Genomic DNA, 23,559 nt, shown 5'->3' on the forward strand with positions numbered 1-23,559 from the left:
CGCCGTTCAGGCCTCGAAGCGCATGCGCCGAAGGCGCGAGTCCCGAGGCCTGAACGGCGAGACTTCAGGGGGCCTCAACCCCGCGCGCGCCAGCGCGCCGAAAACACAGCACCTTCGCGAGCAACCTCCCCCCACTTGTACGTCCCTATCCCAGCGCGACTTCGACGTAATGGATGGCTGCTGCCGCGTCCAGGCCCAGCCGCCGGATGGTCGCGACGTATTCCGAGGCCGCACGGCCCGCCGCGTCGGCGGTGGGGTCGCCGGAGGAGGCGATGAAGGAGCCCAGCCGGCCGCGGGTTTCCAGGATCCCGTCCTGTTCCAGTTCGCGATAGGCGCGGGCGACTGTGTTGGGCGCCAGGCCAAGTTGCGCGGCGAGGGCCCGCACTGTCGGGATCTTGGTGCCCGCCGCCAGTTCACCTGCCCGGACCCGGGCTATGACAGCGAGCCGCAGTTGTTCGTATGGCGGGACGCCCGAATCGTGGGTCACCGTGATTTCGAGCATGGCTCGTTCTTACCGTATCCGGCCGGGTTTCATACCGGATCCCGGGCAAGCGGGCAGGACAGGCAGCGTGGGCCGCCGCGACCCGAGCCGAGTTCCGAGCCGGGGATGCGCAGGACTTCGACACCGGAGTCCTCGAGCCGGGCGTTCGTCATCTCGTTGCGCTCGTAGGCGACGACGACTCCCGGTCGCAGGGCCAGGGTGTTGTTGCCGTCGTCCCACTGTTCGCGTTCGGCGGTCACCCCGTCGAGTCCGGTATCGATCACGCGGAGTTTGCCGATGCCCATGGCTGCCGCCGCGGCCGGCAGGAACGGTTCGGGTCCGGTGACCACGCAACCGCCCGACTTCTCGTCGGGGCGGATCGTGTACGCGGTGAGGCTTTCGCGCACACCGGGATACATCACGACCGCGTCGGTATCGACCATCGTGCACACCGTGTCGAGGTGCATCGTGGCGCGGTTCTGCGCGATCGGCACCACCAGCACGGTATGCGCCAGCCGGTCGTCGAACAGGCTGCGCGCCAACGCTTCCGCCCCCGCGGGGGAGGTCCGCTCGCCGACTCCGACCGCCACCACGCCGGATGCGAGCAACAGCACATCGCCGCCTTCGATCGGCGCGGTATGCGACTCATAGGCCCGCCGCACCCCGAGAAACCTCGGATGGAAGGCGTAGACGAGGTCGGTGAGCGAGGTTTCCCGGGCGCGCGCCGGTAGCGCCAGTGCGGTGATCGCGACCTTGGGCCCCACCCAGAACGAGGAGTCCCGAGTGAACAGCAGGTTGGGCAGCGGATCGATGACGAAATCGCCGCCCTGGTGCATCCGGCGGACGAGCGAGGTGTTGTCGGCCGCGAAGGGGAGTTCGTCGAACGTCATTCCCGCCATGAGGATTCGTGCCAGTTCGGGGGCGGGCACTGCGCGCAGATGACCGGCCAGATCGTCGGCCAGGGCGTGGCCGAGCCGGCGTGCGTGGACGGCGGCGGAGATGCCCTGGATGCGGGCGGCGCCGCTCACCTCGAGCGTTTCGGTGAGCACATCGGCCACCAGCAGGACTTCGACTCCACGGTCGCGCAGTACCTGCGCGAAGGTGTCGTGTTCCTGCTGGGCGCGTTCCACCCAGGGAATGCCGTCGAACAGCAGTTGGTCGTTGTTGCGTGGGGTCAGGCGGCGTAATTCGTCGCCCGGGCGGTGCAGCAGTACCGCGCGCAGGTCGCCGACTTCGCTGGTCACCCCGTAGGTGCCGGAGAACGCCCGGTTCACGCCCCGGGCGGACGTCGGATCGGATGCGGCATCTGGTCCCATGTCCCGACACTAATGCGCGAGCGAGGCGTGGGCACGGTAACTCCCGCCGGTTCGCGGGGCAGTTGCCCCGATTCCACCCCGGCCTCCAGCAACCTGAAGTATTGTTCAGATAAAGGAGGAGTATCGATGCCGACAGCGGATTGGAAGATCAAGGAGCTGACCCCGGGCCAGCTTTCCGAGCGTAGCGGAGTGGCCGTGTCCGCGTTGCATTTCTACGAACGTGAAGGCCTTATCTCCAGCCGCCGGACCAGTGGAAACCAACGACGCTACACCCGCGAGACGCTGCGCCGGGTGGCGTTCATCCGGATCTCGCAACGGGTCGGCATCCCGCTGAGCGAAATCCGGGGCGCGCTGGATCGTTTGCCGGAAGGTCGCACGCCCACCCGGCGCGACTGGGAGACGCTGTCCACCGCCTGGCGGGAAGATCTGGACGACCGGATAACCCAGCTGGTCCGCCTCCGCGACAACCTCACCGGATGCATCGGCTGCGGCTGCCTCTCGCTGGGTAGCTGCAAACTGGTGAACGAGTACGACCGGCTCGGCGCGGAGGGTCCCGGGGCCCGTGTACTCGATGTCCATCTCAACTGCCCGGATCCGGAACACAGCGGATCCGGCGAAACGCTCAGCTCGGCGCCGGAGAATCCGGATTCGCTGTGTTCACCGCTGACAGATCCCGATTCACCGACCGCTTCAGCGTGCTGAACTGCTGGTTTCCCTGCCGCATCAGCAGTTCGTACGGGAAGGCGAATTTGCGCTTCCACCAGTAGCCGAATCGGATATCGAAGGAGCTGTACACCAGGAACCGGTTGCGCTCGATCCCCTTCAGGATCACCGCGGCGACCTTCTCCGGCGCCACGGCATGCCGGGTGAACAGCGAGGTGACCTTCTGCACCCGCGGATGCTCCTTGTCCACACCGACCAGGTCGAAGGACCGCACCAGCGGAGTGGCGACCGCGCCCGGCGTCACCACGTGCACCGAGATCCCGTGTTCGGCCAACTCGAAACGCAGCACCTCCGACAGCCCGCGCAGCCCGTATTTGGCGGCGCTGTAGGCGGCGTGCCAGGGCAGGGCCAGCAGGCCGGCGGCCGAGGAGACGTTCACCAGCGCTCCGCCCCGGCCGGCGCGCACCATCGGCGGGACGAATCGCTCGATGATATTGATCGGCCCCAGCAGATTGATATCGACCATCCGCCGCCAGTGCCGGATCTCCAGGCTGTCCACCGTGCCCCAGACCGAGGTCCCGGCGACGTTCATCACCACATCGAGGGCCCCGAATTCCGCGTGCACCCGCGTCGCGAATTCGGCGACGGCGTCGTAATCGGTGATATCGAACGCGTCGGCGATGAGCACCGTGCCGCCCGCTCGTTCGATTTCGGCGACCGTATCGGCGAGTCCGGCGGCGTCGATATCGGTGAGAACGAGCCGCGCCCCACGTGCCGCGGCCGCCAGTGCGGTGGCCCGGCCGATACCACTGGCCGCGCCGGTGATCAGCGTTTTCGCATCCTTGACCGATTTTCTGCGGTCGATCCGCCCCATAATGAACTCCCGATCGTCCGACTGCACTGTCGGCAGCAGCCTACCGATCCGGGGACTGCCCGGCACGGCGGAACCGGGCGGCCGGACACGCTACCGGTGCGCACCGCAGCGCACGGGTGACCGAACAGCGGGCCCCCGCCCCGGCCCGGCTACAACAGTGGACGCACGAGAGCACGGACCAGCCCCTCGGCCGTATCGCGGGTGCGGGCGGGTGCGTCGACGGCACCGCGATAGTGAGCCAGGAACGCCTCGTGGAAACACGCACCGACCAGGAGCGAAGCGACGTCGTCCGGCGCCGCGCCCGCAGCGATCCGGCCGAGCTGCTGTTCGGCCGCCAGATACGCGGCGAAGCCGGCGGCCGCCCGGTCCGGGCCCGCTCCGTGCTCGTCCATGGCGGCGCGGTGGGCCGCCATCCGCCGCGGATCCGCCAGTAGCGCACCCAGCATGAGGATCGACTGCCGGTAGAAGTCGAGCGCCGCGCGAGCGAGTTCGATGAGATTGTCCGCCACCTCGCCCGCACCCGGCACGATGCCCGCCCGGGCGGGGCCGGGCAGTCTCTCTCGAAGGACGGCCAGCAGCAGGTTCTCCTTGTCGCCGAAGTACTTGTAGAGCGTCGGCTCCGACACACCGGTGGCCCGCGCGATCTCCTTGGTCGTCGCATGGACGACTCCCCGGGAGCGCAGAATCTCCGCGGCCGCGTCCAGGATCCGCTCGCGCGTGCTCATCTCGGTCTCCTCGTTGCGCGCTCGACAGGTTAGTAGACGCTAGATCATTCTGGACCGGCTAGTGTTTACTAACCCAGAGGGGTTCACCGATACCGCCCGGAGCACATCCGCCGTCCCACCGCTGCCCGATCCCACCGGCACGGGCACTCGATCTCCGTGGAGAACCGATATGCGACCACTGACCACCCGGAAACGACTGCTGCTCGTTCTCGCCGTCACCCTCACCGCCGTGCTGGGCGCCGCGGGCATCGTCGGCTACCTCACCTTCGTCCGGTCTCCGACGGACTCGCCGGCGAAGGCCTGCCGCGGCGCGGCGAGCACCGGCCGGCCCGTCGTCGTCACAGCCGGAGCCAGCATGACCAGAGGCAACCTCGGTGCCGATTGGGTGGGCGCGCTCCGGAAACGGAACGAATTCCGCGATCTCCGGTTCGTCAATGCCGGCGTCAACGGAAACACCAGCGCAGACCTGCTCGATCGGCTCGACACCGATGTCCTGGACTGCCATCCGGACGCGGTCATCGTCCTCGTCGGCACCAACGATGTCCGGGACGACGTCGCGCTGGACACCTACCGGAACAACCTCACCGAAATCGTCGGCCGGATCGCCGCCGCGGGGACGACCCATCTGGCGCTGATGTCGTTGCCACCGCTCGGCGAAGATCCCGACGACGAGATCAACCGCCGACTCGCCGGTTTCAACCGGGTGATCGCCGCGACAGCCGCCGGCGCCGGCATCGACTATCTGCCGCTCCACGAACGGATCGCCGATCTCGTCGGGCAGCACGGCGATCCGAGCACACGCTACGATTTCGGCTTCACTCTCGCGTTCACTGCCGCCGTCCAGCACTACCTGTTCGGACGCAGCTGGGATCAGGTCGCGCACAGCCGGGGCTCGGAACTGTTCGTCGACAGTATCCATCTCAGCGACCGCAGCGGCGCCGTGGTCACCGAGATAACCGCGCACTGGCTGGCGACGGCGCTGCACCGCCCCGCCTGACCGTCCCGCGGCCCGGTGCCCGCGACGGCCGGCACGGTCACACGTCCCAGGGATCCAGACCCATCTCGGGGACTGTGTGATCCAGATTGGCCAGCCGTTTGACCGAGGCCATGAGGGCCTCGTGATTCGCGGGCGTCGGACTGTCGCTGAAGGCGCGCGCGATGGCGAAATGATCCGTGGACAGCCGATGGGCGATCGCGGTCCGAGTGGCCCGGCCGACCGAGTTCCATTCGTCGGGGGCGATATTGGCCCGTAGCGCCCGGTCGGAATCCCAGTACTGCTCGACTCGCGAGATGAAGGCGTGGTTCAGTTGCGCACCGGGGTCGGGCGCGAGGGTATGCCGGGCCAGACTGTCCGCGTCGGCCACTGCCTGCGCGGCGAAGGCTGCCTGCGCATCGGTCCCGGCATGATTCATCACCGCGTTGCCGGAGGCGACGGCCTTCTGCAGGGGCGCGAAGCCGTACGGGTTGCGCGATCTGGTCTCGTTGCGGACCGAACGCGCGCGCAACGCCTGATTGATGCTGCTGTGACTCGCCCCGGCGTCGAGCAGCACGGCCGACATGTGCCGGTAGGGCACCCGGTTGTTGTCGAGGTACTTGATCGCACGGGCGAGGCCGAGATCGGTTTCGATACCGCCCCATTCGTCGGCCTCCCGCCGCGCCAGCAATCGCCAGTTCTGCCGGGACAGCGCGGCCCACTGATGCCCTTCCAGCCGGCTGTCCGCCGTGGCCACATTTACCCGGTCGTTGCGCATCTTGCCGAACGCCAGCGGACTGAGCGGGTTGACAGTGGCCCCGGCCAGCCAAGCCGTCAGCGGCGAGGAGTTGACGGTGTTCAGGGCCGCGAGGCTCGCGATCGTGCCCATACCGGACCCACCCCCGGAGCTCTTGCCACCACCGCCCATACCGAGCGCGGTACCGCCGGAACCGCCGCGCGCGCCCTGGATCGTGAGCGAGAACCGGTTGGCCATCCAGTCCGACCCGCGGGTCAGCCCTTTGGCCAACCGCCCGAACTGCAGGATCGCCACGGCTTCCACCACCGCCGCGATCACGATGACCGCGAGTACCTGCCCACGCGCCTGCTGGAACAGGTTGCCGAGGAACAGCAGGTACACCCCGATGAACACCGTGTACGCACACATGCGGGCCGCGGCGATACCCGAGTTGACCAGGTTGCGGACCAGGAAGGTCTGCGTGGGCCCGAAAACGAATCCGCCCGCGGCGAACCCGAAGATCGCCAGGAATCCCTGCATGATCGCATCGAGCGCGGCCCGCATGAGCCGATAGCAGAGAATCACGGCGAACAGCAGCAATACGGCCGCCGATACGAGCAGCAGCAGACCGGTACCGATCTGCCCCACACTCGGGTGGGCCGCGGCCGCGGCCGCGGCGGTGTCCCCGCAGGCCGTGAACGCGCTCCGGGTCCGGCCGGTATCGCCCGCGGTCACGCCCGACGACCACACCGCGGCACACGAGGACCGGTTGTCCACGATATGACCGAAGTTCCACACTTGAACCGGACGGCGCGCGAAGTTGTCGGCCATATCGCCCTGCAGTGTGCTGACCGCCAGATCCGGATTCCGATTCATCGACCCGTTCAACCCGGACGCGACCGCCAGGCCCACATCACGACCCTGGGCGAGCAGACCGTCCGAGCCCAGGACGGCGGCCAGCGGTTCGGCCAGGAAAAACGGCCCCAGCACCGCGACGGCCAGCATCGTCACCGTATGGATCACCGCGCGGGCGTGGAAACCGCGCACGATGAACCAGGCGACGAAGAACGCGCCGATGGTCGCGGCCGTGATGAGGACGGCCGGCGTGGCCAGCTGGTCGGCGAACGCACCGGCGGTACCACGCAGCGCGTCGGCGAAGAAGTCCAGCCAGGCGAAACTCAGGGCGTAGCCGATGAACCAGATCGCGCAGGTCACGATGATCATGTAACCCACGAATTCCAGCCCCACGATCGTCCACACCACGGTGGCACCGGGGTCGAGCAGCCCTCCCTTGTCGCTGATGTAGGTGTAGTCGGCGAGCGGGACGCCGAAGGAATCCCGGATATCCATCCAGGCCACCCCGTCGATTCGGGTCAGCCCGGTCACTCCGTCCTGCGCGACGGCCACCGCGCCGAGCGAGCCCGGCAGCACGGCCAGTACGAAGACTCCGGCGAGGCACCAGAGGAACCGGCGCCCCCACCCCGCTGCCGTTCGCGGCGTACTGCTGCCGCGTTCACCCCACAGGCGCATGGCCGTCGGTCCGGTCAGCGGGATGCGCGTTTCGCGCACTCGCCGGGTGCGGACAAGGCCCGCCGATCTGGTCTACCGATCATGCTGGCATTGGTATCCACGCCGAATGAAATTCAGCTGAACTGGTAGTGGCGGACCGGTCCCGCGACGATGAATTACCGAACAATAACCGGAAAAATACCCACCACTGAGAACAGCGGTAAAATGCCGAATTCAGCTCGTAGAAACGGCAATTCGTCCCATGAAGGCGATTACTCTCACATTGCGGGACACTGGTGCAAATGCGATATTCCGGTTGATGATGGTGGGTTTCCGATCGAGCGGCAGCGAGCCGCCCGGCCACCGGCGGCAGCGACGCCGCGACGCCGGGCGCGGGCAAACGGGCGGCACCGCCGCCGGTTGATAGCATGGCGGATCCAGCCGACCATTCGGTCGGCTTGCCGACCAGGACACATCTCGAAAGAGTCGTTCCATGCAGTTTGAATTCGTCGAGCGGGACGAGACGTGGGTGGCCGGACTGCCGGTTCGCAGCCCCAAGCGCGCGCTCGGTGAGTTGTACGACCGCGACCTCGAAGGCGCTTGGGCGTCGGTACTACATCACGAGCTGGGCGGGCCGCTGGCCACGGCCTATACCGACTACTCGACGGAACTGGGCACCTACAACACCCAGATCGTCGGCTACCGATGCACGGCCTTCGACGAGGTCACCCGCGGCCACCTGGTCGCCCGCCTACCGCGTGGCACCTACGCGAGGTTCTCCTCGGTGGGTAACTTTCCGCAGATCATGACCAGCCTGTGGACACAGATCGCCTACGCCGAGGAACACAACCAGATCAACCGGACCTTCTCCGGCGATTTCGAGTTCTACCCGCACGCCTACAAGATCGACCTGTATCTGGCGGTAGAGCCGCGATGACCTACACGATCGTGGTGCGCGGTGAATCCGTGTACGCCGGACTGGTCTTCCCCAAGGTCCGGCCCAGCTTCAAGGTCAGCAACAGCGAGCTCATCGAGTTCCTCAAGGACCGGGTACGGGAGCGCCTCGACAACGGTGCCGGGTCACCGGATTCACAGCGGCCCATGTACACCGTGTACGTCCGGACACCGACGGGGACCTACAACGCGCTGGTGTGCTTCGAATACGCCGACCCGGGCGACGCCCCGGTCGGCGACGTCCTGGTCCGGGTCCCGAGAGGTGTCTACGCCCGGTTCGTTCCCAACGGCGACTATCACGATCCGGTCGAGGATGTCTGGGCCCAGGTCGACGACGCGACCGCGTCGGCGGAGATCACTCGCGCCTACCGCGAGGAGATCGAGATCTGGCACGGTTCGGAATCCGTGGAGCTGTTCATCTCCATCACCCCCTGACCACATACGGAACAACTTGTTGCCAACCGGTAACTAAGTCAGTACCAACCGGTCTGGTGGTAACGGTACATACCTGTCTCATCCGGTTTGACCTGCGACGACGACCGGACACGAGCCAGGTTTTCGGAAGATTAACCAGAGTTCTGGTCAATTGTGTTCCGATGACGGATACTGCACAGGGCACGCCGACGAGCCGGGGCGTCGGACGGGCTGCTGGACAACAAATCCCGCACGGTCCCTGGGTTGTGCGGCGAAAGAGTAGGAACTGCATGACTGTCGAAACGATCGCAGTCGGCCAGGAAGACCCGTGCCGTGGCCGCACTGTGCGATTTCGCGACAACGTCTCCGGCTACGACATCCGCGCCACCACCCCGAATCTCTCCCCGGGCCTCTGGCGCCGATATCTGAACGGGGCGCGGGAAGCTTACCGCCACTTCGGCAACGAGACCGCACTGGATTACGAGGGGGTCCTCGACGGGTCGTCCACGGCCCTTTTCTTCGCCGCCACCGACTCCGCCGGCGAACTGGTGGGTGGCCTGCGCGTCCAAGGCCCCTACACCTGGGTTTCCGAGGTCGGCTCCCTCATCCCGTGGGCGGGCCGGCCCGGCGCGGCCGACCTCGGACTGATGATGGCCCGGCGCATTCCACGCGGCGTGGTGGAATCCCGCGCGGTCTGGGTCGCCCGGGACGCACCCCGGCGCAACGATCTGGCAGCGGCGATCTCGCGCTGCATGGCCCACGCGCCCCGCATCCTCGGCGCCCGGTACGGCTTCGCCACGGTGGCCTCCTTCACCACCGAGCGGCACCGCGCCAGCGGTGGAATCCCCGCCCAGTCGATCCCGCCGGTGCCATACCCCGACGAGCGCTATCACACCCTGCCGATCTGGTGGGACACGAGGACATATCACATATTTGCTGACAAGTTGCAGTATCTGCTCATGCGTGGTGAACTTCGCGCTATGGGATTAGCTGAACCGAGGTCACGGCTGTCGCATCACCTGCTGAGCCCCGGTGGGGAGGAATGCTACGCATATGGTCGGTGAGGCAGATCTCGGGGTGGAATACCGGCCGCTGATCCTGGACCCGAGCGATCTCGACGATAAGCGGGCCCTGGCGGGACTACGCGCCATCCCCCATATCGAATTCAATGATCTGCGGGGCCTGCTGGCCGCGGAGTTCGCCCGGCTCAACGACCCCCCGGACACCGGCGAGAGCGCGTCCGACGACCGCTGGGTGTACTACCCGTGGCGGCGCAGCGTGCTCGTCCTGCCGGGGCCGCGGACCTTCCGCGCGATCCGCCTGGATCGCAACCGCAACAAGCTGACCCGAGCCGAACAGGAGAAGCTGAGCACCGTCACGGTCGGCGTGGTCGGCCAGAGCGTCGGGCACGCCATTGCCTACACCCTGGCCCAGGAGGGCGTGTGCGGCGCCCTGCGGCTCGCCGATTTCGACGAACTCGAACTGTCCAACCTCAATCGGGTGCCCGCGACGCTGTTCGATATCGCGGTGAACAAGGCGATCGTCACCGCCCGGCGGATCGCCGAACTCGATCCGTACCTTCCGGTGCAGGTGCGGGGCGGCGGTGTGGATGCCGAAACCGTCGACGAATTCGTCGACGGTCTGGGAATCGTTGTCGAGGAATGCGATTCTCTCGACATAAAACTGCTCATCCGCGAATCGGCCCGCCGCCGGCGGCTGCCGCTGATCATGGAGACCAGCGACCGCGGCCTGCTCGACGTGGAGCGTTTCGATCTGGAACCGGACCGGGTGCCCTTCCACGGCCTGCTGGGCGATACCGCGGCCGAACAGCTGCGCGGCCTGTCCACCCGCGACAAGGCCCCCTATGTCGTCGGCCTGCTCGGTGCCCGCGATCTGTCGGCGCGCATGGCCGGCAGCCTCGTCGAGGTCGGCGAGACCCTCAACAGCTGGCCGCAGCTCAGCGGTGATGTGGTGCTGGGCGCGGCCAGTGTCGCGACGGCGATCCGGCGGATCGGGCTGGGCCGCCCACTGCGGTCGGGCCGCACCCGGGTGGATGTGGAACAGGCCCTCGACGCACTCGCCGACCCCGAACTCGATACCGACGGCCACCCGGCCGACCCGGACACCGACGACCCCGCCGGCACCACCGTCGACCGGATTCTGGTCTGCGCCCAGCGCGCCCCCTCCGGCGGAAACATCCAGCCCTGGTCACTGCGATCCACGTCGCGGGAGACCCGGATAACCCTCGAGCCGCGGTACACGACCGCCATGGATATCGGCTGCCGGGGCAGCGCGGTGGCGGTGGGTGCCGCCCTGTACAACGCCCGCGTCGCCGCCGCGGCCTACGACGTTCTCGGCCCCCACGAGTACCTCGCGAGCGCCGACCCCGGCTCCCCACTGATCGCGGTGCTCCGGCACGGGACCGGCACCGACCCCGCACTGGCGGCGGACTACCCCTACGCACTCGCCCGCGAGACCAATCGCCGGCTCGGCTACGGCGGCCAGATCCCGGCCGCGGTGCTGAGCGGGCTCGCCGCCGCCGCCGCGGCGGAGGGCGCCCGGATGCGGGCGGTCGCCGATTCGCCGGGGATCCGGACCATGGCCGCGGTCCTGGCCGAATCGGACCGGATCCGCTACCTCACACCGCTGCTGCACCGCGAGATGTTCGCGGAGATGCGCTGGCCCGGCGACGACCTGACCGACGGTATCGACACCCGTTCACTCGAGCTGGCACCCGACGAACGGGTCGCGCTGCAGATCGGGCGACGCGCCGATGTGATGGCCCAATTGCACAGCTGGTCGGCGGGTGCGGCACTGGGCGATTACGCCCGGGACCGGGTGCGTTCGAGCTCGGCCGTCGTGGCCCTGACCTTCACCGACGATCCCGGCGCCGAGCCCGGGGCATTGACCGGATATGCCCGTGCGGGGGCCGCCGTCGCGCGGCTTTGGATCCAGGCGCAGCGCTCCGGTCTGGCAGTCCAGCCGATGTCCCCGGTCTTTCTGTTTTCTCGATCCCGTACCGAACTGGATGCACTTTCCCCGGCATACGCGGATAGACTGTCCACACTTCAGGGTCGTTTCCTGGAAATACTGGAAGTGCCGGAACAGGACAGCGTGGCGCTGGTACTACGCCTGAGTTACGCGGCAGCTGCCAGCGTGCGGAGCCGACGGCGCCCGGTACCGGGCGCGGACAGCCGCAGATAGTGTGATCGGAGATCAGGTGCCTCGGCGGACACTCGACTCGCTGGTGACCGAAGTCGCCGCGGAGCTGATGGGCGTCGACTCGGCGACCATGGTGTCGGCGACCGAACAGGTGCTGGCGATGCTGATCGACTATTTCGACGTCGACTTCAGCTATCTCCGGCACAACAATCCCAAGAACCGGTCCACAGTACTGGTGGCCGAATGGCCACCCCGGCCGGATGTACCGGAGCCGGATCCGCTCAAGATCGTGTATTTCGATCAGGCGGATTCGGTCTTCAAATCGCTCGAGCACGCCACCGAGCCGTTCCTCATCCCCGCCAGCGCCGCCGACTACCAGCAGACCATCCATTCCGCGTCCGGACTGGGCGATATCAGCTCCGCGGCGGTTCCGCTGGTCTCCCGGGGCAGATCCACCGGCCTGCTCGGCTTCGTCAAGGTGGGCGATCGCGACTGGAGTACCCGCGAGTTGAATGTTCTCAAAGCGATCGCCACGCTGTTCGCGCAATTGCAGGCCCGGGTGGAAGCCGAGGAACAACTGCGGTTCATCGCCCTGCACGACGATCTGACCGGCCTCGCCAACCGCCGGGCACTGCTGGAACATATGGAGCAGCGACTGCAGTCGGGCAGTCCCGGGCCGGTCGCGGCATTCTTCCTGGACCTGGACCGGCTCAAAGCTCTCAACGACTTCCTCGGCCATACCGCCGGGGACAAATTCATCCGGACCCTGTCCGAGCGACTGCGCGACAATCTGGACCCCAACGATATGATCGCCCGCCTCGGCGGCGACGAATTCGTGATCGTTCCCGCCAAACCGATGGATACCGTCGCCGCCGAATACGAGGCGACCCGGATCCAGGAACTCATCAGCCGCCGGGTCACCGTGGGTGGAGAATCGGTGAGCCGGGGCGCGAGCGTCGGGGTGGCCGTCGGAATCCCCGGCGAGACCACGGTCGCCGATGTGCTGCGCCGCGCCGACCACGCCCTGCTGTCGGCCAAATCCGGCGGCGGCAACGGGGTGGCCCTGTTCACCGACGCGATGCGCGCACAGTTCGAACTCCAGGACGATGTGGAGCTGAACCTGCGCAGTGCGGTGGCCGACGGATCACTGATCCTGCACTATCAGCCCGAGGTCGACCTGCGCACCGGCCGGATCGTAGCGATGGAGGCCCTGGTCCGCTGGATGCACCCGACCCGCGGCCTGCTCCCGCCCGGCGCGTTCGTGACCGTCGCCGAAGCCACCAACCTCGCCGGTGAACTGGGCCGCTGGGTGCTGCGGACCGCTTGCGCGCAGTTCGCGCAGTGGCGGCGGCAGGGGCTGGCGGCGAATATGGTCATGCGGATCAATGTGTCGCCGGTCCAGCTGGTGAGCCTGGATTTCGTGGAACGTATCGAGGACATCCTGCGGCATTTCGGGATCGACGGAAGCTCGATCTGCCTCGAGATCACCGAACATGTGGTGGTGCAGGATCTGGCCCGCACCCAGGTCACCTTGCGCGGGCTCAAACGGATGGGCGTTCAGATCGCCATCGACGATTTCGGGACCGGCTACTCCTCGCTCTCCCACCTCAAGGCGCTGCCGGTGGACGCGGTGAAGATCGACCGCGGTTTCGTTCAACGTCTGGGCGCCAGCACCGACGATCTGGCGATCGTGAAGTCGATCATCGGTCTGGCCGGGTCGTTCGGCCTCGGCGTGGTCGGTGAGGGGGTCGAAACCCCGGTCGCGGCCCGAACACTGGTCGGGTTGGGTTGTTACCGGGCCCAGGGCTTCCTCATCGCCCGCCCGCTCCCGGCCGACGAGGTCGGCGAACATCTGGCCCTCGGCCGGATCCCGCTGAACCTGGACCTACCGCGAGTGGGCCGGGGCCTGGCCACCCCATAGCCCACCGGTGACCGAATAACACCCGCCCTTCACCACGAGTTCAACGGCACGGTTCCGGTGGTAACCCGGCCCGCGCCACGATCGGCGGTGTGCGCATCGTGCAACTGGCGAATTTCTACGGCCCGCGCTCGGGCGGGCTGCGGACCGCGCTGCACCATCTGGGCGAGGGATATGTGGCGGCCGGACACGAAGTCGTGCTGATCGTGCCAGGGCCGCGGCGCCACGAGGAAATCCTGCCGAGCGGAGCGCTGCGCCTCACGCTGCCGGCGGTCGGGATCCCCTGGACAGGCGGCTACCGGGCCGCCGACCCGCGTCGGGTCGCCGACGTACTCGGCGGTCTGCGACCCGATGTCCTCGAAGTGTCCGACCGGATGACTCTGCGCGGTTTCGGCCGGTGGGCCCGCCGCCGGGGCGTGGCCGGAGTGATGATCTCCCATGAGCGCCTGGACCGGCTGCTGGGGCAGGTCATGCCCGACCGGATGGCCCGGTGCTGCGCAGATATCGCCAACCGTCGCACCGCGGCCGATTACGACATGGTGGTGTGCACCACCGAGTTCGCGCGGGCCGAATTCCGGCGGATCGACGCGTCGAATGTCGAGATGGTCCCGCTGGGTGTGGATCTGGACCTGTTCAGCCCACACCGGCACGACCACGGCCTGCGAGCCGAGCTCGGGGCGCCGGGCCGGCCCCTGCTGGTGCACTGTGGTCGGCTGTCGGTGGAGAAACGTGCCGATCGCAGTATCGAAGCGCTCGCCGAACTACGCCGGGGCGGACTCGCGGCCCGCCTGGTGGTCGCCGGTGACGGTCCGCGCCGCGATGCGCTGGAACGCCGGGCGAAGCTGTTACCGGCGCTACCGGGTGGTCTTCCCGCTGTACATTTCACCGGGTTCATCAGCGAAAGAGCCGACGTGGCCAGGTTACTGGCGACGGCGGATATCTCCCTGGCTCCGGGCCCGCACGAGACCTTCGGCCTGGCCGCCCTGGAAGCGCTCGCCTCGGGGACTCCCGTGATCGCAAGCCGATCCTCGGCGCTGGCCGATATTCTCACCACCGACTGCGGCGTGGTCGCCGCCGACGATCCGGCGGCTTTCGCGGATGCGATCACCGATGTGCTGGCCCGGCCGTCGACCCAGCGGCGCGGCGCGGCCCGCCGCCGCGCCGAACAGTTCACCTGGCCCGCGGCCGTTTCCGGGATGCTGGCCGTGCTCGACCGCTGAGCCGAAAGACGAATCCACCGTTTCGAACCCGTAGGACAGCGCGCACGGGCACACCGTGAACCGGCTTCATTTCCGGCCGGGTAGCCGCCGTCCGCCCCGGAGAACATCGCAGATCAGTTCCGTGTACCCGTCGATCAACTCCGCCAGCCGCTGCCAGCGTTTCCGGGCCTGGTGATCACGCCCGTCGATCTCGACGACCTGATTCGCGTCCACCCACCCCCAGGCCATCCGGTCGATCACCGCTCCCAGTGTTTCGGCGTGGATCAGCACGTCACCGTCGTGCCGTAGCGACCGCGAGCCGATCCAGACATCGATGTCCTCGACCAGTTCCCGACGCCGGTCGTCGAGGTCGGCGGCCAGGCGCAGATCGCGCACGGCCACCCGATGACCGTGCAGCAGGGCCAGTGCCCGGGCCGATCGGAGCACTTCGTGATCCTCGAACCGGGTCCCCTGGAAGCTGCACAGCAGTTGCGTCGCTGTGGGCAGGCTCAGAGCGGGCCCGATCACCGCCGTCCCCGTGCGAACATCGCCCGGCACCATCACACTCTGCTCAAACATGATCGGCTCTCGATTCGGTCGTACCGCATATCGGACAGGTTTTGTGCAGCCACTGACAATAGTCGATACACATAACTCGAGCGAGAAAAACGCACTATTGCGTTCTCGAATTCGAGGGTGGTAGGCACTCGTTCTCTCGTCGAACCGATTGCGCACGAACGCAACCAGAGCCGCCCGCCCCCCGATCTACGAAAAGCTCGACGCACTCGGCTCCGGGGCGAGAGAACTGGCCGGCGGTCGATGATCCTCGCGGGCCTCGTCGGCGATCACCACACCAGCACGGTCGCCGCACGCAGCAGCTTCGAGAAGGAGATCAACATCGCGGTCGCGGCCGTCGGAATCGCCGACGCGGGTGCCTCTGTGAACCTGACCATCTCGACATGGTCCCCAGCCTGAACGATCTGATGACCGAAGGCGGGAAACCGGATCGAAGGGCGCCTGGACGGACGGCACCACCGGCGAGGACCTCGACGATCTCGCTGAAGCTGCCGAGACCCCCGCGCGGGCCGAACAAGGACGGTGATTTTCGAACGGGAAGTCAGCGTCGGAGCAACGATCGGTCGCGTATCGGGGCAGCTGGGCGGCCACATGGCCAGTCGATACAAAGTGGTCACCAACCGATTCGGCGGCGTCGTGACCATGCATCCGATCCCATGGTGTGGCGAGGTGAACAATGGGAAATACGGGCAATTCACGGCCATACCGACACGATGTTCAATACGACACAGCTCAATGTTCTGCTGGACGAGATCGCCTGATCAGCGGCCGCGCCGGTACCGGGCGCGGAGCAAGGTGTCGATATCGGGTCCTGCCCCGTCCTCGCGGATCGAGTGGGGCTGTGCCGCATTCGTTGCGATATCGGCGACCGGAGTGATGAGCCGAAGGGTCAGCGTCGCGCCGACACCGATGACATCGACAGTCCGTGCGGGCATATGCCGGTACCCGTCGAGTCGAGTCCGTAGCCCGCCGCTGATCAGTTCCCGCGGTGTGGGGGTCCACTCGTCGCGATGAAAGACCACGCAACCTACGGGGCCGAGCGCGGGCCGCAGCACCGGCAACAGACCCGTGAGCTCCGCGACGAGGTCGCGACTGTGCGGCCACCAGACGTCATCGGCATTTCCGACGCCGGCGGCAGCCAGCTCGAGCCGCACCTGCTGGGTGGACCAGTCCTGCCGCCTGATCTCGTTCGTTCGTGACCTCATATTCTTTACTCCTGTCCCGCCCACGGTCAGGGCGACTACAGTGATCCGGTTCGGGGACCGGTGGTTGTCCGAGCATCGAATCGACCGATCGACGAACGTGCCGAGTAGTTCTTCCTACAACGGTTCTCGCGCCAGGCGCCGGGCCTGCTGCTGAGTCGAAATCAATGCCAGCGTCGACTCCGCGCCCTGGTTCTCATTGCAACCGATGGCCTCCAGCCCGTCGGAACAACCGAAGCTTTCCGGGTCGAGCAGCGGGACCCCGATATCGTTGCGGCCACGGAACCAGGCTTCGCACAACATGACCGCGTCTCTCCAATGCCGATCCCCGGTCACGTCGTAGGCACGGGCACAGGCATCGGCCAGGCACGCCACCTCGACCGGCTGCTGATCGAAACCCGGCCTCGGCTCCCCGACCGCCCAGCCGTCGACCGGAGTCACCGAAAGGTGATCACCGGCCGTCTCGATCGCGAGCAGCCAACGCAACATCGCCAACCCATCAGCCAGGACACGCTCCTTACCGGGTATCGAACCGACCGCGAGCAACGCCTCGGCCAACACAGCGTTGGCATAATGCAACCGCGGCTCCGGCCACCGCCAATCGGACCGACGCGTCGGCGGACCGATCACCGACACAGCATCACTCGAGAATCCACGAGCACGCCGATTCCCGGGATCCACCCCCAAGACCTCGGCCGCACCCAACACGCCGAACGCCATCGCACGAGCCGACCGCGGCCGCTGCCCGACAGCGACCATGAAGCTGGCCAGCGCCGTCTCCGCCAGATCGGACCGGTGCGCGACCACGACGCCGAGTGCCCACAACGCACGCCCCCAATGATCATCGAGACTCGGTTCGTCCTGCCAATGCCGGTCCGACCCACACCGATTGTGGCACCGCCCGTCCGGGGTGAACGCCTCGATCAAGAAGTCGAAATACACCATGGTGAGGTCGAGCAACTCCTGAGACGGCTCGGGTTCACGAACCGCGACGACGAGGCCCCGCGCGACGTCGTCGACGCAGTACCCGCCCTCGATACGAGGCTCGCTGAGCCGCGCGTGTTCGAAGATCCCCCGGTCGTCGCTGAGCCGGAACAGATGGGTGTAGGAGATGGTCTGCGTGCTCATGTACATGTGCTCACCTTGCTTTTCGCTGCCGGTGACCGGTCGCCACTGGAGTCCGATGTGGCATTCGGCCGGTTGCGGGTTCGAACCTGCACCTATCTGCCTTTCTCCGTTGTTCGATGTCGACCGGCCGTTGCCGATGTCATCAGTGCTGCAGGGCTTTTCGGCGCCGTCGCGATATCCGGAGTTCGCGGCGGCGAATGCCGGGCGTCGCCGTTATCCCTGTCGGGCTCGCCATCGTGTGCAGTGCGGAGCGCAAGCCGCGTCGGCGGGCCCGTCCCGCGGAGGCGGCGCTGTCCCGCGCGTCCTCGGGCTCGAATTGATCACGCCCATAGAACTTCCGCTCCGAGGCGGTCTCGGGTGCGTCGTCGCTGTTCGCGATCAAGAACCTGTCCGGTAGCGCAAGTTTGTGAATGGTACGCAGGGTCAGCAGATATTGGCGCAGTAACGGACCGGTGGTGTACGGGAGGTCGTACTTCTCGCACAGCGCCCGCACCCGGCTGCTGATCTCGGCATAGCGGTTGCCGGGCAGGTCGGGAAACAGATGGTGTTCGATCTGGTAACACAGATTCCCGCTCGCGAACGCCAGAACCGGACCGGCATCGAAGTTGGCGGTGCCCAGCATCTGCCGCAGATACCACTCGGGCTTCGACTCCTCCTCGACCACGCTGGGCGCGAATTTCTCGGCACCGTCCGGAAAGTGGCCGCAGAATATGACGACATAGGCCCAGAGATTGCGTGCGGTATTCGCAGCCGCGTTCGCGGCGAGGGTGCGCCGCCGCGGCCGCCACGGCTGATCGCGGGTCACCCGCATGACACCGAACCCGATATCGTCGTCCATGCCGACCACATTCGTGTACACGTGATGACGGAAGTTGTGCGAGTATCGCCATTGCGCCGACAGCCCCACCATGTCCCACTCCCACGTGCGGGAATGGATCTCGGGATCATTCATCCAGTCCCATTGGCCGTGGCAGATGTTGTGCCCGAGTTCCATGTTCTCGATACTCTTGGCCACCGCCAGTCCGCCGACTCCGAGCAACCAGCCGACCTTGCCCTTGCTCAGGGCAATGATCAGACGGGACACCACATCCAGTCCCCGCTGGGCGGCGATGGCGCGGCGTATGTAGGCCGCATCCCGTGCGCCCCGTTGATCGACGATATCCTGCCGTATCGCATCGAGGTCGTTGCCGAGCGCTTCGATATCGGCGGGACTCAGGTGCGCGTAGACACCGACTTCGGTAATTGCCATTGCTCATAACCTCGAGTTCGCCGAGTATTGCGTCGCGGCCGAACCGGTGCCGGTGCACTGTTCAACCCACACCGGTCAGCGTCTGAACGCGTTTTCTATCGCGTTCGTCGCCTCCGCCGATGAAACCGCGGGCCGGTGGGACGATCCGTTGCGCTCGATTGCGGTTGCCGCTGCCCGTTTTCTCGAGCAACTGTTCAGGCTCGCTCTCGCTGCCCGAACCCGGTGCATGATCTGGTATTTGTCGGCCATCGGGATGGCCCCGTCTCCGGACGCGCTGTCCGGCCGCGGTCGCCCGGATCAGCCGACCGGTCTACGCATCCGCCCGGATATACGAACAGCCCAGTAGCGGATACAACGTCAGTCTACAGTGTAGATATACGTCGTTACCAACAGCGGGCTGAACAGGTGGTGCAGGCGATGATCGATGCGAGGGCGGGTCCGTTCGACAGCCTGGACCGATCGGGCGATCGGCTCGGAAATCGCCGCGACCCACCACTGACCCGCACGGTGGTTCTGGCGGCCGCGCTCGACATCATCGACCACGACAGTGTCGAGCAACTATCGATGCGTCGCCTGGGCAAACGGCTCGGCCGCGACCCGATGACGCTCTACCGGCACGCCGCCGACAAATCCGCGAACGCGGTCTCGACATCCTGATCAGCGGCCTCACCGCGACCGTCATCCCGGGCACGACACGGCCGGAGCACCCCGACGCATCCCGTCATCGGGACGTGGGCGCATCCCCCGGTCCGGGCAACGTGGCATCGCCGGACCCGGGCAGCTGCGCGTGATCCGGTCCGGGCAACGTCGCCGCCGGCCCGGCCAGCAGCATGTCCAGACCACGCTCGAGCTCCACCGCGCAGTCGTAGGTCGCAAGTACCGGCGCCAAGGCGCGCACCAGCGGAAATTCCCCGATCGGCAAGCGGTACAACCCCAGCCGCAGCAGATCGTCGGTTTCTTCCGGGCGTTCCACAATCTCCTGCAACTCGTTGAGCACATGCCCGTACAGGAACCCGAACAGCGCCCGGTAGATATGCAGCGCATCGACCTCGGTGTACCCGACCCGGGTGAGCAGCGCGAGCATATCTTCCAGCGGCCGCACCACCGCCGGTGGCCGCAAACCGAGCGGCGTCGCCAGCGGACGGGTCACCAGTAGCGGCACCACGCGCGGATGCGCCAACGCCACTCCCCGGAACTCCCGGGCCACCCGCCGCACCTCGGCGACCCAATCCGACGCCTCGGCATCGACCGACAACGCGCTGATCACCACCTCGGCCACACCGTCGAGAACAGCTGCCTTGTTCGGCAGATGCCGGTAGATCACCATCGGATCGCGACCCACTGCTTCGGCCAGACGCCGCATCGACAACCCGTCGACCCCGTCGCGGTCGACGATTTCGACCGCCGCGCTCAGCACCGCCGCCCGAGTAACCGGGCTGCCCCGACGACCATCACCTGCATGACTGCGGTTGTCCGGCGGTCCGGCCACCTCGGAGCCTCTTCTTTCCTGCCTGCGAGAAATCAATGTAGACCTACAACGTTGACACACTGACGCGCGCAATGTCCACGGGTTCATTCAAGATCGACGAGAAAGCCGTTCGAAGACCACCCCGACGATCGCGAGGACGGTCCGTACACGGTGCACCGGTGGAATTCCCGGTAGAAGTCCGCCGACGGAGGACGACGCGCCGCCCACAATGTTCCCGGGGCTCGCGATCCGCCTTTGTCGTGGCGCCCACCTACCACCTGTTCTTATCCCATCGGTTGCCGACACCGCGCATTCCCCGCCCCGGGGCGGTCGCCGGGGCTGATGGCCCCACACGAACAACTGGGTGTCCTGGGTCTCGACCGCACCCGCCTCGTCCTCTTGGTGATCCCCGCGGCTACTGCCAACGGCCCCGCTCGAGCGTTGCTGTCGGCCGCGTTCCGACCCGATAACGCACTCACCGCCGATGAACTCGTGGCCGCCCAGACCCGGCATCGTCTCGACCACGACCAGAACGACGTCGCGTTGTACCGCGGGGACAACGAAGGCGGACACCTCGACAGGCTGAACGCGGCAGACCGGCGCAGCTTCTTCCTGTGATCTCCGCGCTTGCCGGAAGCAGGCTATGACCGACAACCCGCCGCAGAACGGCGCCGACGCTCCCGCCGACCGTGGCCTGGGACGATTTCAGGCCACCGCAGGTGGGGGACAATCGTTCGATACACCGACCCGCGCACCGCGGCGCTGGGCGACCGTTGAAATCCGACGATGTCCGGTGGATCCCGGGCTTCATCCTGAAATGAAAGAGCAGAGGAAGATACCCTCCGACTCTTGTGGTGGAGCTAAGGGGAATCGAACCCCTGACCTTCTCGATGCGAACGAGACGCGCTACCAACTGCGCTATAGCCCCGTGCGGCTCGGTGAACCGCGCTGTGTCACTCTAGCAAAAAGGGTAAGCAGAATCCGAATCGGGCCTCGGCCTGCGGATATGTACCCGTGTCGGACCATCGCACCGTGGTCCGCCCAAAGCGCTCAGGCACCGGCGGCCCGGCGGATATCACCGCCGGTGGCCCGATTGCGCACTGTCCGGGCGACGCTCGCGTCGTAGGCGTCCAGATGCTCGAATGCCGGATCTTCGTCGTCGGGCTCGAGCAGCTGCGAGCGACGACGCAGGGCGCGGGCGGTATCACGATCCATTCCCGGGCGGGCCGACCGCGCCGAACCGGCCTCGGCACCCGCGAGCCCGTACTCGGCCGATTCGGGGCGGCCGGTGAGCCGGGCGCTGCGCCGCCGGCGGATCTCCTGTTCGATCCGGACCTGTTTGCGCAGGTATCCCAGATAGGTGCCGAGTGACAGCACAGCGCCGCCACAGCCCCACCAGAAAATGGGCGCGACAGCGACCGCCAGGCCGCCGCACAGGACGGCACCGAGAACGAGTGCCACCACGGCTCGCTGCCGGAAGGTGTAGCGGGCGGCCCGCGCCACGGCATCGGCCTCGGGGTCGTAACCGCCGCGGCCCCGCCGGGTCGGCACGAATTCCTCGTCGTCGTACTCGTACTCGGGTTCGGGTATCGGTGCGCGCATCGTGGCCCGAACCGGCGGTATGCGCGCGGGCACATTGCTCGCGGCAGCGGACGCGGCACCGTCGACATCCTCGGAATCGGACGAGAACAGCTCGCCGGCGTCGGCGCCGGGTTCTTCCCCGCCGTCGCCGGACTCCATCTCGCGGGCGGTGGTGTCGTCGTCGGGTTCGGGCCCGGCCACGGCCGGATCGCCGATACCGTGATCGGGTTTCTCCTCGTCAGCCGCGGTCCCGCTCTCCTCGGCCGATGTACTCATCGGATCCTCCGCATCGTTGGCGTGGTGACGCTTCCGGTAGGGCCGGGTGGTCCGCTTCTTACGAGCATGGCCACTTCCCTTACGCCGTTTGGAATCTCCACGATGCAGTACCCGCGTGGCCAGGGCCGTGTCGGTTGTCCGGCGGATTCTCGGATGCCGGTCGGCAAGGATGGGAAACAGGACGAAGACCCACAACACGACCAGCCCGATCCACAGGATCGAATTCGGCATCGTCGTCAGCACCTCCGTCCCGCCTGGTCGTCGTCCGAGCCCCCGCCATGAACCGTGTGCGACCCGGCGCCGGAGTCCTTCCCCGCGGGTACGTCTCGCAGATCGTGGTACGAGCTCTCCACCGGTGGCGCAAGGCGCACCACCGACGTCCGTAGGTTAATTCCGAGTAGGGGTACAACACGGCAGGCGCGCCGTGCACTTCCGCCACATGAGTCACATTTCCACCAAAGCCGGTTCCGGACAGGCCGGTTTCCGGCGCCGCCTCACCGCAGCGTCAACCGCCCTTCCCGCGCCAGGCGATCGACCACTCTCCCGGGCAACTCCTCCACCGTCATCCCGACCAGCAGATGATCGCGCCACGCCCCATCCACATCGAGATACCTACGCAGCAGCCCTTCTTCGCGGAACCCCACATTGCGCAGGACGGCCTGGCTCGCCAGATTCTCCGGCCGCACCGTCGCCTCGACCCGGTGCAATCCGACCGGGCCGAAACAGTGATCGAGCCCCAGCGCCAGCGCGGCGGTCGCGACACCCTGCCCGCCGAGATCCTTGGCGACCCAGTATCCGATCCATGCCGAACGCAATGCGCCGCGCACGATATTGCCGACCGTCAGCTGCCCACTGAACGCACCGTCGACCTCGATCACCAGCGGAATCATCGCACCGCGGCGCGCCTCCGCCTTCAGGCTCGACCACAGCGGCGGCCAGTTCGAAGCGTGATTGCGCGCGTCCCAGGCACCGCGGCCGGTGGGTTCCCACGGCTCCAGATGGTTTTGGTCGCGCATCCTGATCCGGCTCCACGCCGCCGCGTCCCGCAACCGCACGGGCCGCAACGTCACCTCCCCGGCCGACACCCGCACCGGGCCGAGGTGCGCGGGCCACCCGGGATGCTGGGTGGCCCGGAAGACATTCATGGACTCCACT

At 67.0% G+C, this 23,559-nt stretch carries 21 protein-coding genes, 1 tRNA gene and 1 pseudogene; 10 read left to right on the forward strand and 13 right to left on the reverse strand.

The genetic code is table 11. From position 1 onward, the window contains the following. Nucleotides 1-145 precede the first annotated feature (145 nt). Both ACWCPQ_RS31660 and ACWCPQ_RS31665 read right to left on the reverse strand, forming a co-directional pair. A complete protein-coding gene (locus tag ACWCPQ_RS31660) occupies nucleotides 146-502 on the reverse strand; it encodes a GntR family transcriptional regulator (RefSeq protein ID WP_449905736.1) in 357 nt (118 codons plus the stop codon). A gap of 29 nt (nucleotides 503-531) precedes the next feature. Beyond that, nucleotides 532-1,797 (reverse strand): arginine deiminase, encoded by a 1,266-nt coding sequence (locus tag ACWCPQ_RS31665; RefSeq protein ID WP_449905738.1) that lies wholly within the window; start codon nucleotides 1,795-1,797, stop codon nucleotides 532-534. A 126-nt stretch (nucleotides 1,798-1,923) separates the two neighbouring features. Here ACWCPQ_RS31665 and soxR point away from each other — a divergent pair, with 126 nt between their 5' ends. After that, nucleotides 1,924-2,499, forward strand: a complete 576-nt coding sequence (soxR, locus tag ACWCPQ_RS31670; protein WP_449905740.1) for a redox-sensitive transcriptional activator SoxR — start codon at nucleotides 1,924-1,926, stop codon at nucleotides 2,497-2,499. Here the strand turns inward: soxR and ACWCPQ_RS31675 are convergent. Both ACWCPQ_RS31675 and ACWCPQ_RS31680 read right to left on the reverse strand, forming a co-directional pair. Continuing rightward, nucleotides 2,420-3,334: an SDR family oxidoreductase gene (locus tag ACWCPQ_RS31675; protein ID WP_449905742.1), complete on the reverse strand. Its 915-nt coding sequence runs from the start codon at nucleotides 3,332-3,334 to the stop codon at nucleotides 2,420-2,422. The genes soxR and ACWCPQ_RS31675 overlap by 80 nt on opposite strands. Nucleotides 3,335-3,483: 149 nt before the next feature. Beyond that, nucleotides 3,484-4,059 carry a TetR/AcrR family transcriptional regulator gene (locus tag ACWCPQ_RS31680; RefSeq protein WP_449905744.1) on the reverse strand — a complete coding sequence of 192 codons (576 nt, stop codon included), beginning with the start codon at nucleotides 4,057-4,059 and terminating at the stop codon, nucleotides 3,484-3,486. Nucleotides 4,060-4,228: 169 nt separating this feature from the next. On the opposite strand from ACWCPQ_RS31680, the gene ACWCPQ_RS31685 reads away from it, so the two are divergent. Continuing rightward, nucleotides 4,229-5,056, forward strand: coding sequence for an SGNH/GDSL hydrolase family protein (locus tag ACWCPQ_RS31685; protein WP_449905746.1), 828 nt, complete (start codon nucleotides 4,229-4,231; stop codon nucleotides 5,054-5,056). Nucleotides 5,057-5,093: 37 nt separating this feature from the next. Here the strand turns inward: ACWCPQ_RS31685 and ACWCPQ_RS31690 are convergent, their stop codons facing one another. Further along, entirely contained in the window at nucleotides 5,094-7,337 is a 2,244-nt protein-coding gene (locus ACWCPQ_RS31690; RefSeq protein WP_449905748.1) for a hypothetical protein, read from the reverse strand. 433 nt (nucleotides 7,338-7,770) lie between these two features. Between ACWCPQ_RS31690 and ACWCPQ_RS31695 the strand changes: the two genes are divergently transcribed. The 6 genes from ACWCPQ_RS31695 (at nucleotide 7,771) to ACWCPQ_RS31720 (ending at nucleotide 14,945) form a co-directional block, all read left to right on the forward strand. Next, nucleotides 7,771-8,214, forward strand: coding sequence for a GyrI-like domain-containing protein (locus tag ACWCPQ_RS31695; RefSeq protein ID WP_449905750.1), 444 nt, complete (start codon nucleotides 7,771-7,773; stop codon nucleotides 8,212-8,214). Further along, nucleotides 8,211-8,666 (forward strand): effector binding domain-containing protein, encoded by a 456-nt coding sequence (locus tag ACWCPQ_RS31700; RefSeq protein WP_449905752.1) that lies wholly within the window; start codon nucleotides 8,211-8,213, stop codon nucleotides 8,664-8,666. The genes ACWCPQ_RS31695 and ACWCPQ_RS31700 overlap by 4 nt, the downstream gene beginning before the upstream one ends. Before the next feature lie 269 nt (nucleotides 8,667-8,935). Next, nucleotides 8,936-9,709 carry a hypothetical protein gene (locus ACWCPQ_RS31705; RefSeq protein ID WP_449905754.1) on the forward strand — a complete coding sequence of 258 codons (774 nt, stop codon included), beginning with the start codon at nucleotides 8,936-8,938 and terminating at the stop codon, nucleotides 9,707-9,709. Continuing rightward, nucleotides 9,699-11,849 (forward strand): Rv1355c family protein, encoded by a 2,151-nt coding sequence (locus ACWCPQ_RS31710; protein WP_449905756.1) that lies wholly within the window; start codon nucleotides 9,699-9,701, stop codon nucleotides 11,847-11,849. Before ACWCPQ_RS31705 ends, ACWCPQ_RS31710 begins: the two co-directional genes overlap by 11 nt. A gap of 16 nt (nucleotides 11,850-11,865) precedes the next feature. Then, on the forward strand, nucleotides 11,866-13,728 hold the full coding sequence (locus ACWCPQ_RS31715) for a bifunctional diguanylate cyclase/phosphodiesterase (protein WP_449905758.1): 1,863 nt from the start codon (nucleotides 11,866-11,868) through the stop codon (nucleotides 13,726-13,728). Between the two features lie 89 nt (nucleotides 13,729-13,817). Further along, nucleotides 13,818-14,945, forward strand: coding sequence for a glycosyltransferase (locus tag ACWCPQ_RS31720; RefSeq protein ID WP_449905760.1), 1,128 nt, complete (start codon nucleotides 13,818-13,820; stop codon nucleotides 14,943-14,945). Nucleotides 14,946-15,011: 66 nt separating this feature from the next. On the opposite strand, the gene ACWCPQ_RS31725 is transcribed toward ACWCPQ_RS31720, so the two are convergent. The 4 genes from ACWCPQ_RS31725 to ACWCPQ_RS31740 form a co-directional block, all read right to left on the reverse strand. Continuing rightward, on the reverse strand, nucleotides 15,012-15,503 hold the full coding sequence (locus ACWCPQ_RS31725) for a DUF4254 domain-containing protein (RefSeq protein WP_449905762.1): 492 nt from the start codon (nucleotides 15,501-15,503) through the stop codon (nucleotides 15,012-15,014). Between the two features lie 758 nt (nucleotides 15,504-16,261). After that, nucleotides 16,262-16,705: a DUF5994 family protein gene (locus ACWCPQ_RS31730; RefSeq protein WP_449905764.1), complete on the reverse strand. Its 444-nt coding sequence runs from the start codon at nucleotides 16,703-16,705 to the stop codon at nucleotides 16,262-16,264. Between the two features lie 114 nt (nucleotides 16,706-16,819). Continuing rightward, nucleotides 16,820-17,830 carry a glycosyltransferase gene (locus tag ACWCPQ_RS31735; RefSeq protein WP_449905766.1) on the reverse strand — a complete coding sequence of 337 codons (1,011 nt, stop codon included), beginning with the start codon at nucleotides 17,828-17,830 and terminating at the stop codon, nucleotides 16,820-16,822. Between the two features lie 142 nt (nucleotides 17,831-17,972). Next, the gene (locus ACWCPQ_RS31740) at nucleotides 17,973-19,079 is read right to left on the reverse strand and encodes a fatty acid desaturase family protein (protein WP_449905768.1); all 1,107 of its coding nucleotides are present in this window, start codon (nucleotides 19,077-19,079) and stop codon (nucleotides 17,973-17,975) included. Between the two features lie 417 nt (nucleotides 19,080-19,496). On the opposite strand from ACWCPQ_RS31740, the pseudogene ACWCPQ_RS31745 reads away from it, so the two are divergent. Continuing rightward, nucleotides 19,497-19,715, forward strand: a pseudogene (locus tag ACWCPQ_RS31745) (TetR/AcrR family transcriptional regulator); the annotation flags it as partial. 85 nt (nucleotides 19,716-19,800) lie between these two features. Here ACWCPQ_RS31745 and ACWCPQ_RS31750 read toward each other — a convergent pair. Then, complete coding sequence (locus ACWCPQ_RS31750; protein ID WP_449905770.1) at nucleotides 19,801-20,568, reverse strand: TetR/AcrR family transcriptional regulator; 768 nt, start codon at nucleotides 20,566-20,568, stop codon at nucleotides 19,801-19,803. 321 nt (nucleotides 20,569-20,889) lie between these two features. Between ACWCPQ_RS31750 and ACWCPQ_RS31755 the strand changes: the two genes are divergently transcribed. After that, nucleotides 20,890-21,165, forward strand: a complete 276-nt coding sequence (locus ACWCPQ_RS31755) for a hypothetical protein (RefSeq protein WP_449905772.1) — start codon at nucleotides 20,890-20,892, stop codon at nucleotides 21,163-21,165. Nucleotides 21,166-21,399: 234 nt separating this feature from the next. On the opposite strand, the gene ACWCPQ_RS31760 is transcribed toward ACWCPQ_RS31755, so the two are convergent. The 3 genes from ACWCPQ_RS31760 to ACWCPQ_RS31770 all read right to left on the reverse strand — a co-directional run bounded on the left by ACWCPQ_RS31760 (nucleotide 21,400) and on the right by ACWCPQ_RS31770 (nucleotide 23,549). After that, nucleotides 21,400-21,475: transfer RNA gene (locus tag ACWCPQ_RS31760), tRNA-Ala, on the reverse strand. Between the two features lie 122 nt (nucleotides 21,476-21,597). Beyond that, nucleotides 21,598-22,635, reverse strand: a complete 1,038-nt coding sequence (sepX, locus tag ACWCPQ_RS31765; protein ID WP_449905774.1) for a divisome protein SepX/GlpR — start codon at nucleotides 22,633-22,635, stop codon at nucleotides 21,598-21,600. A 263-nt stretch (nucleotides 22,636-22,898) separates the two neighbouring features. Next, a complete protein-coding gene (locus ACWCPQ_RS31770) occupies nucleotides 22,899-23,549 on the reverse strand; it encodes a GNAT family N-acetyltransferase (protein WP_449905776.1) in 651 nt (216 codons plus the stop codon). Nucleotides 23,550-23,559 lie beyond the last annotated feature (10 nt).

The organism is Nocardia sp. NPDC001965 (assembly GCF_053594175.1).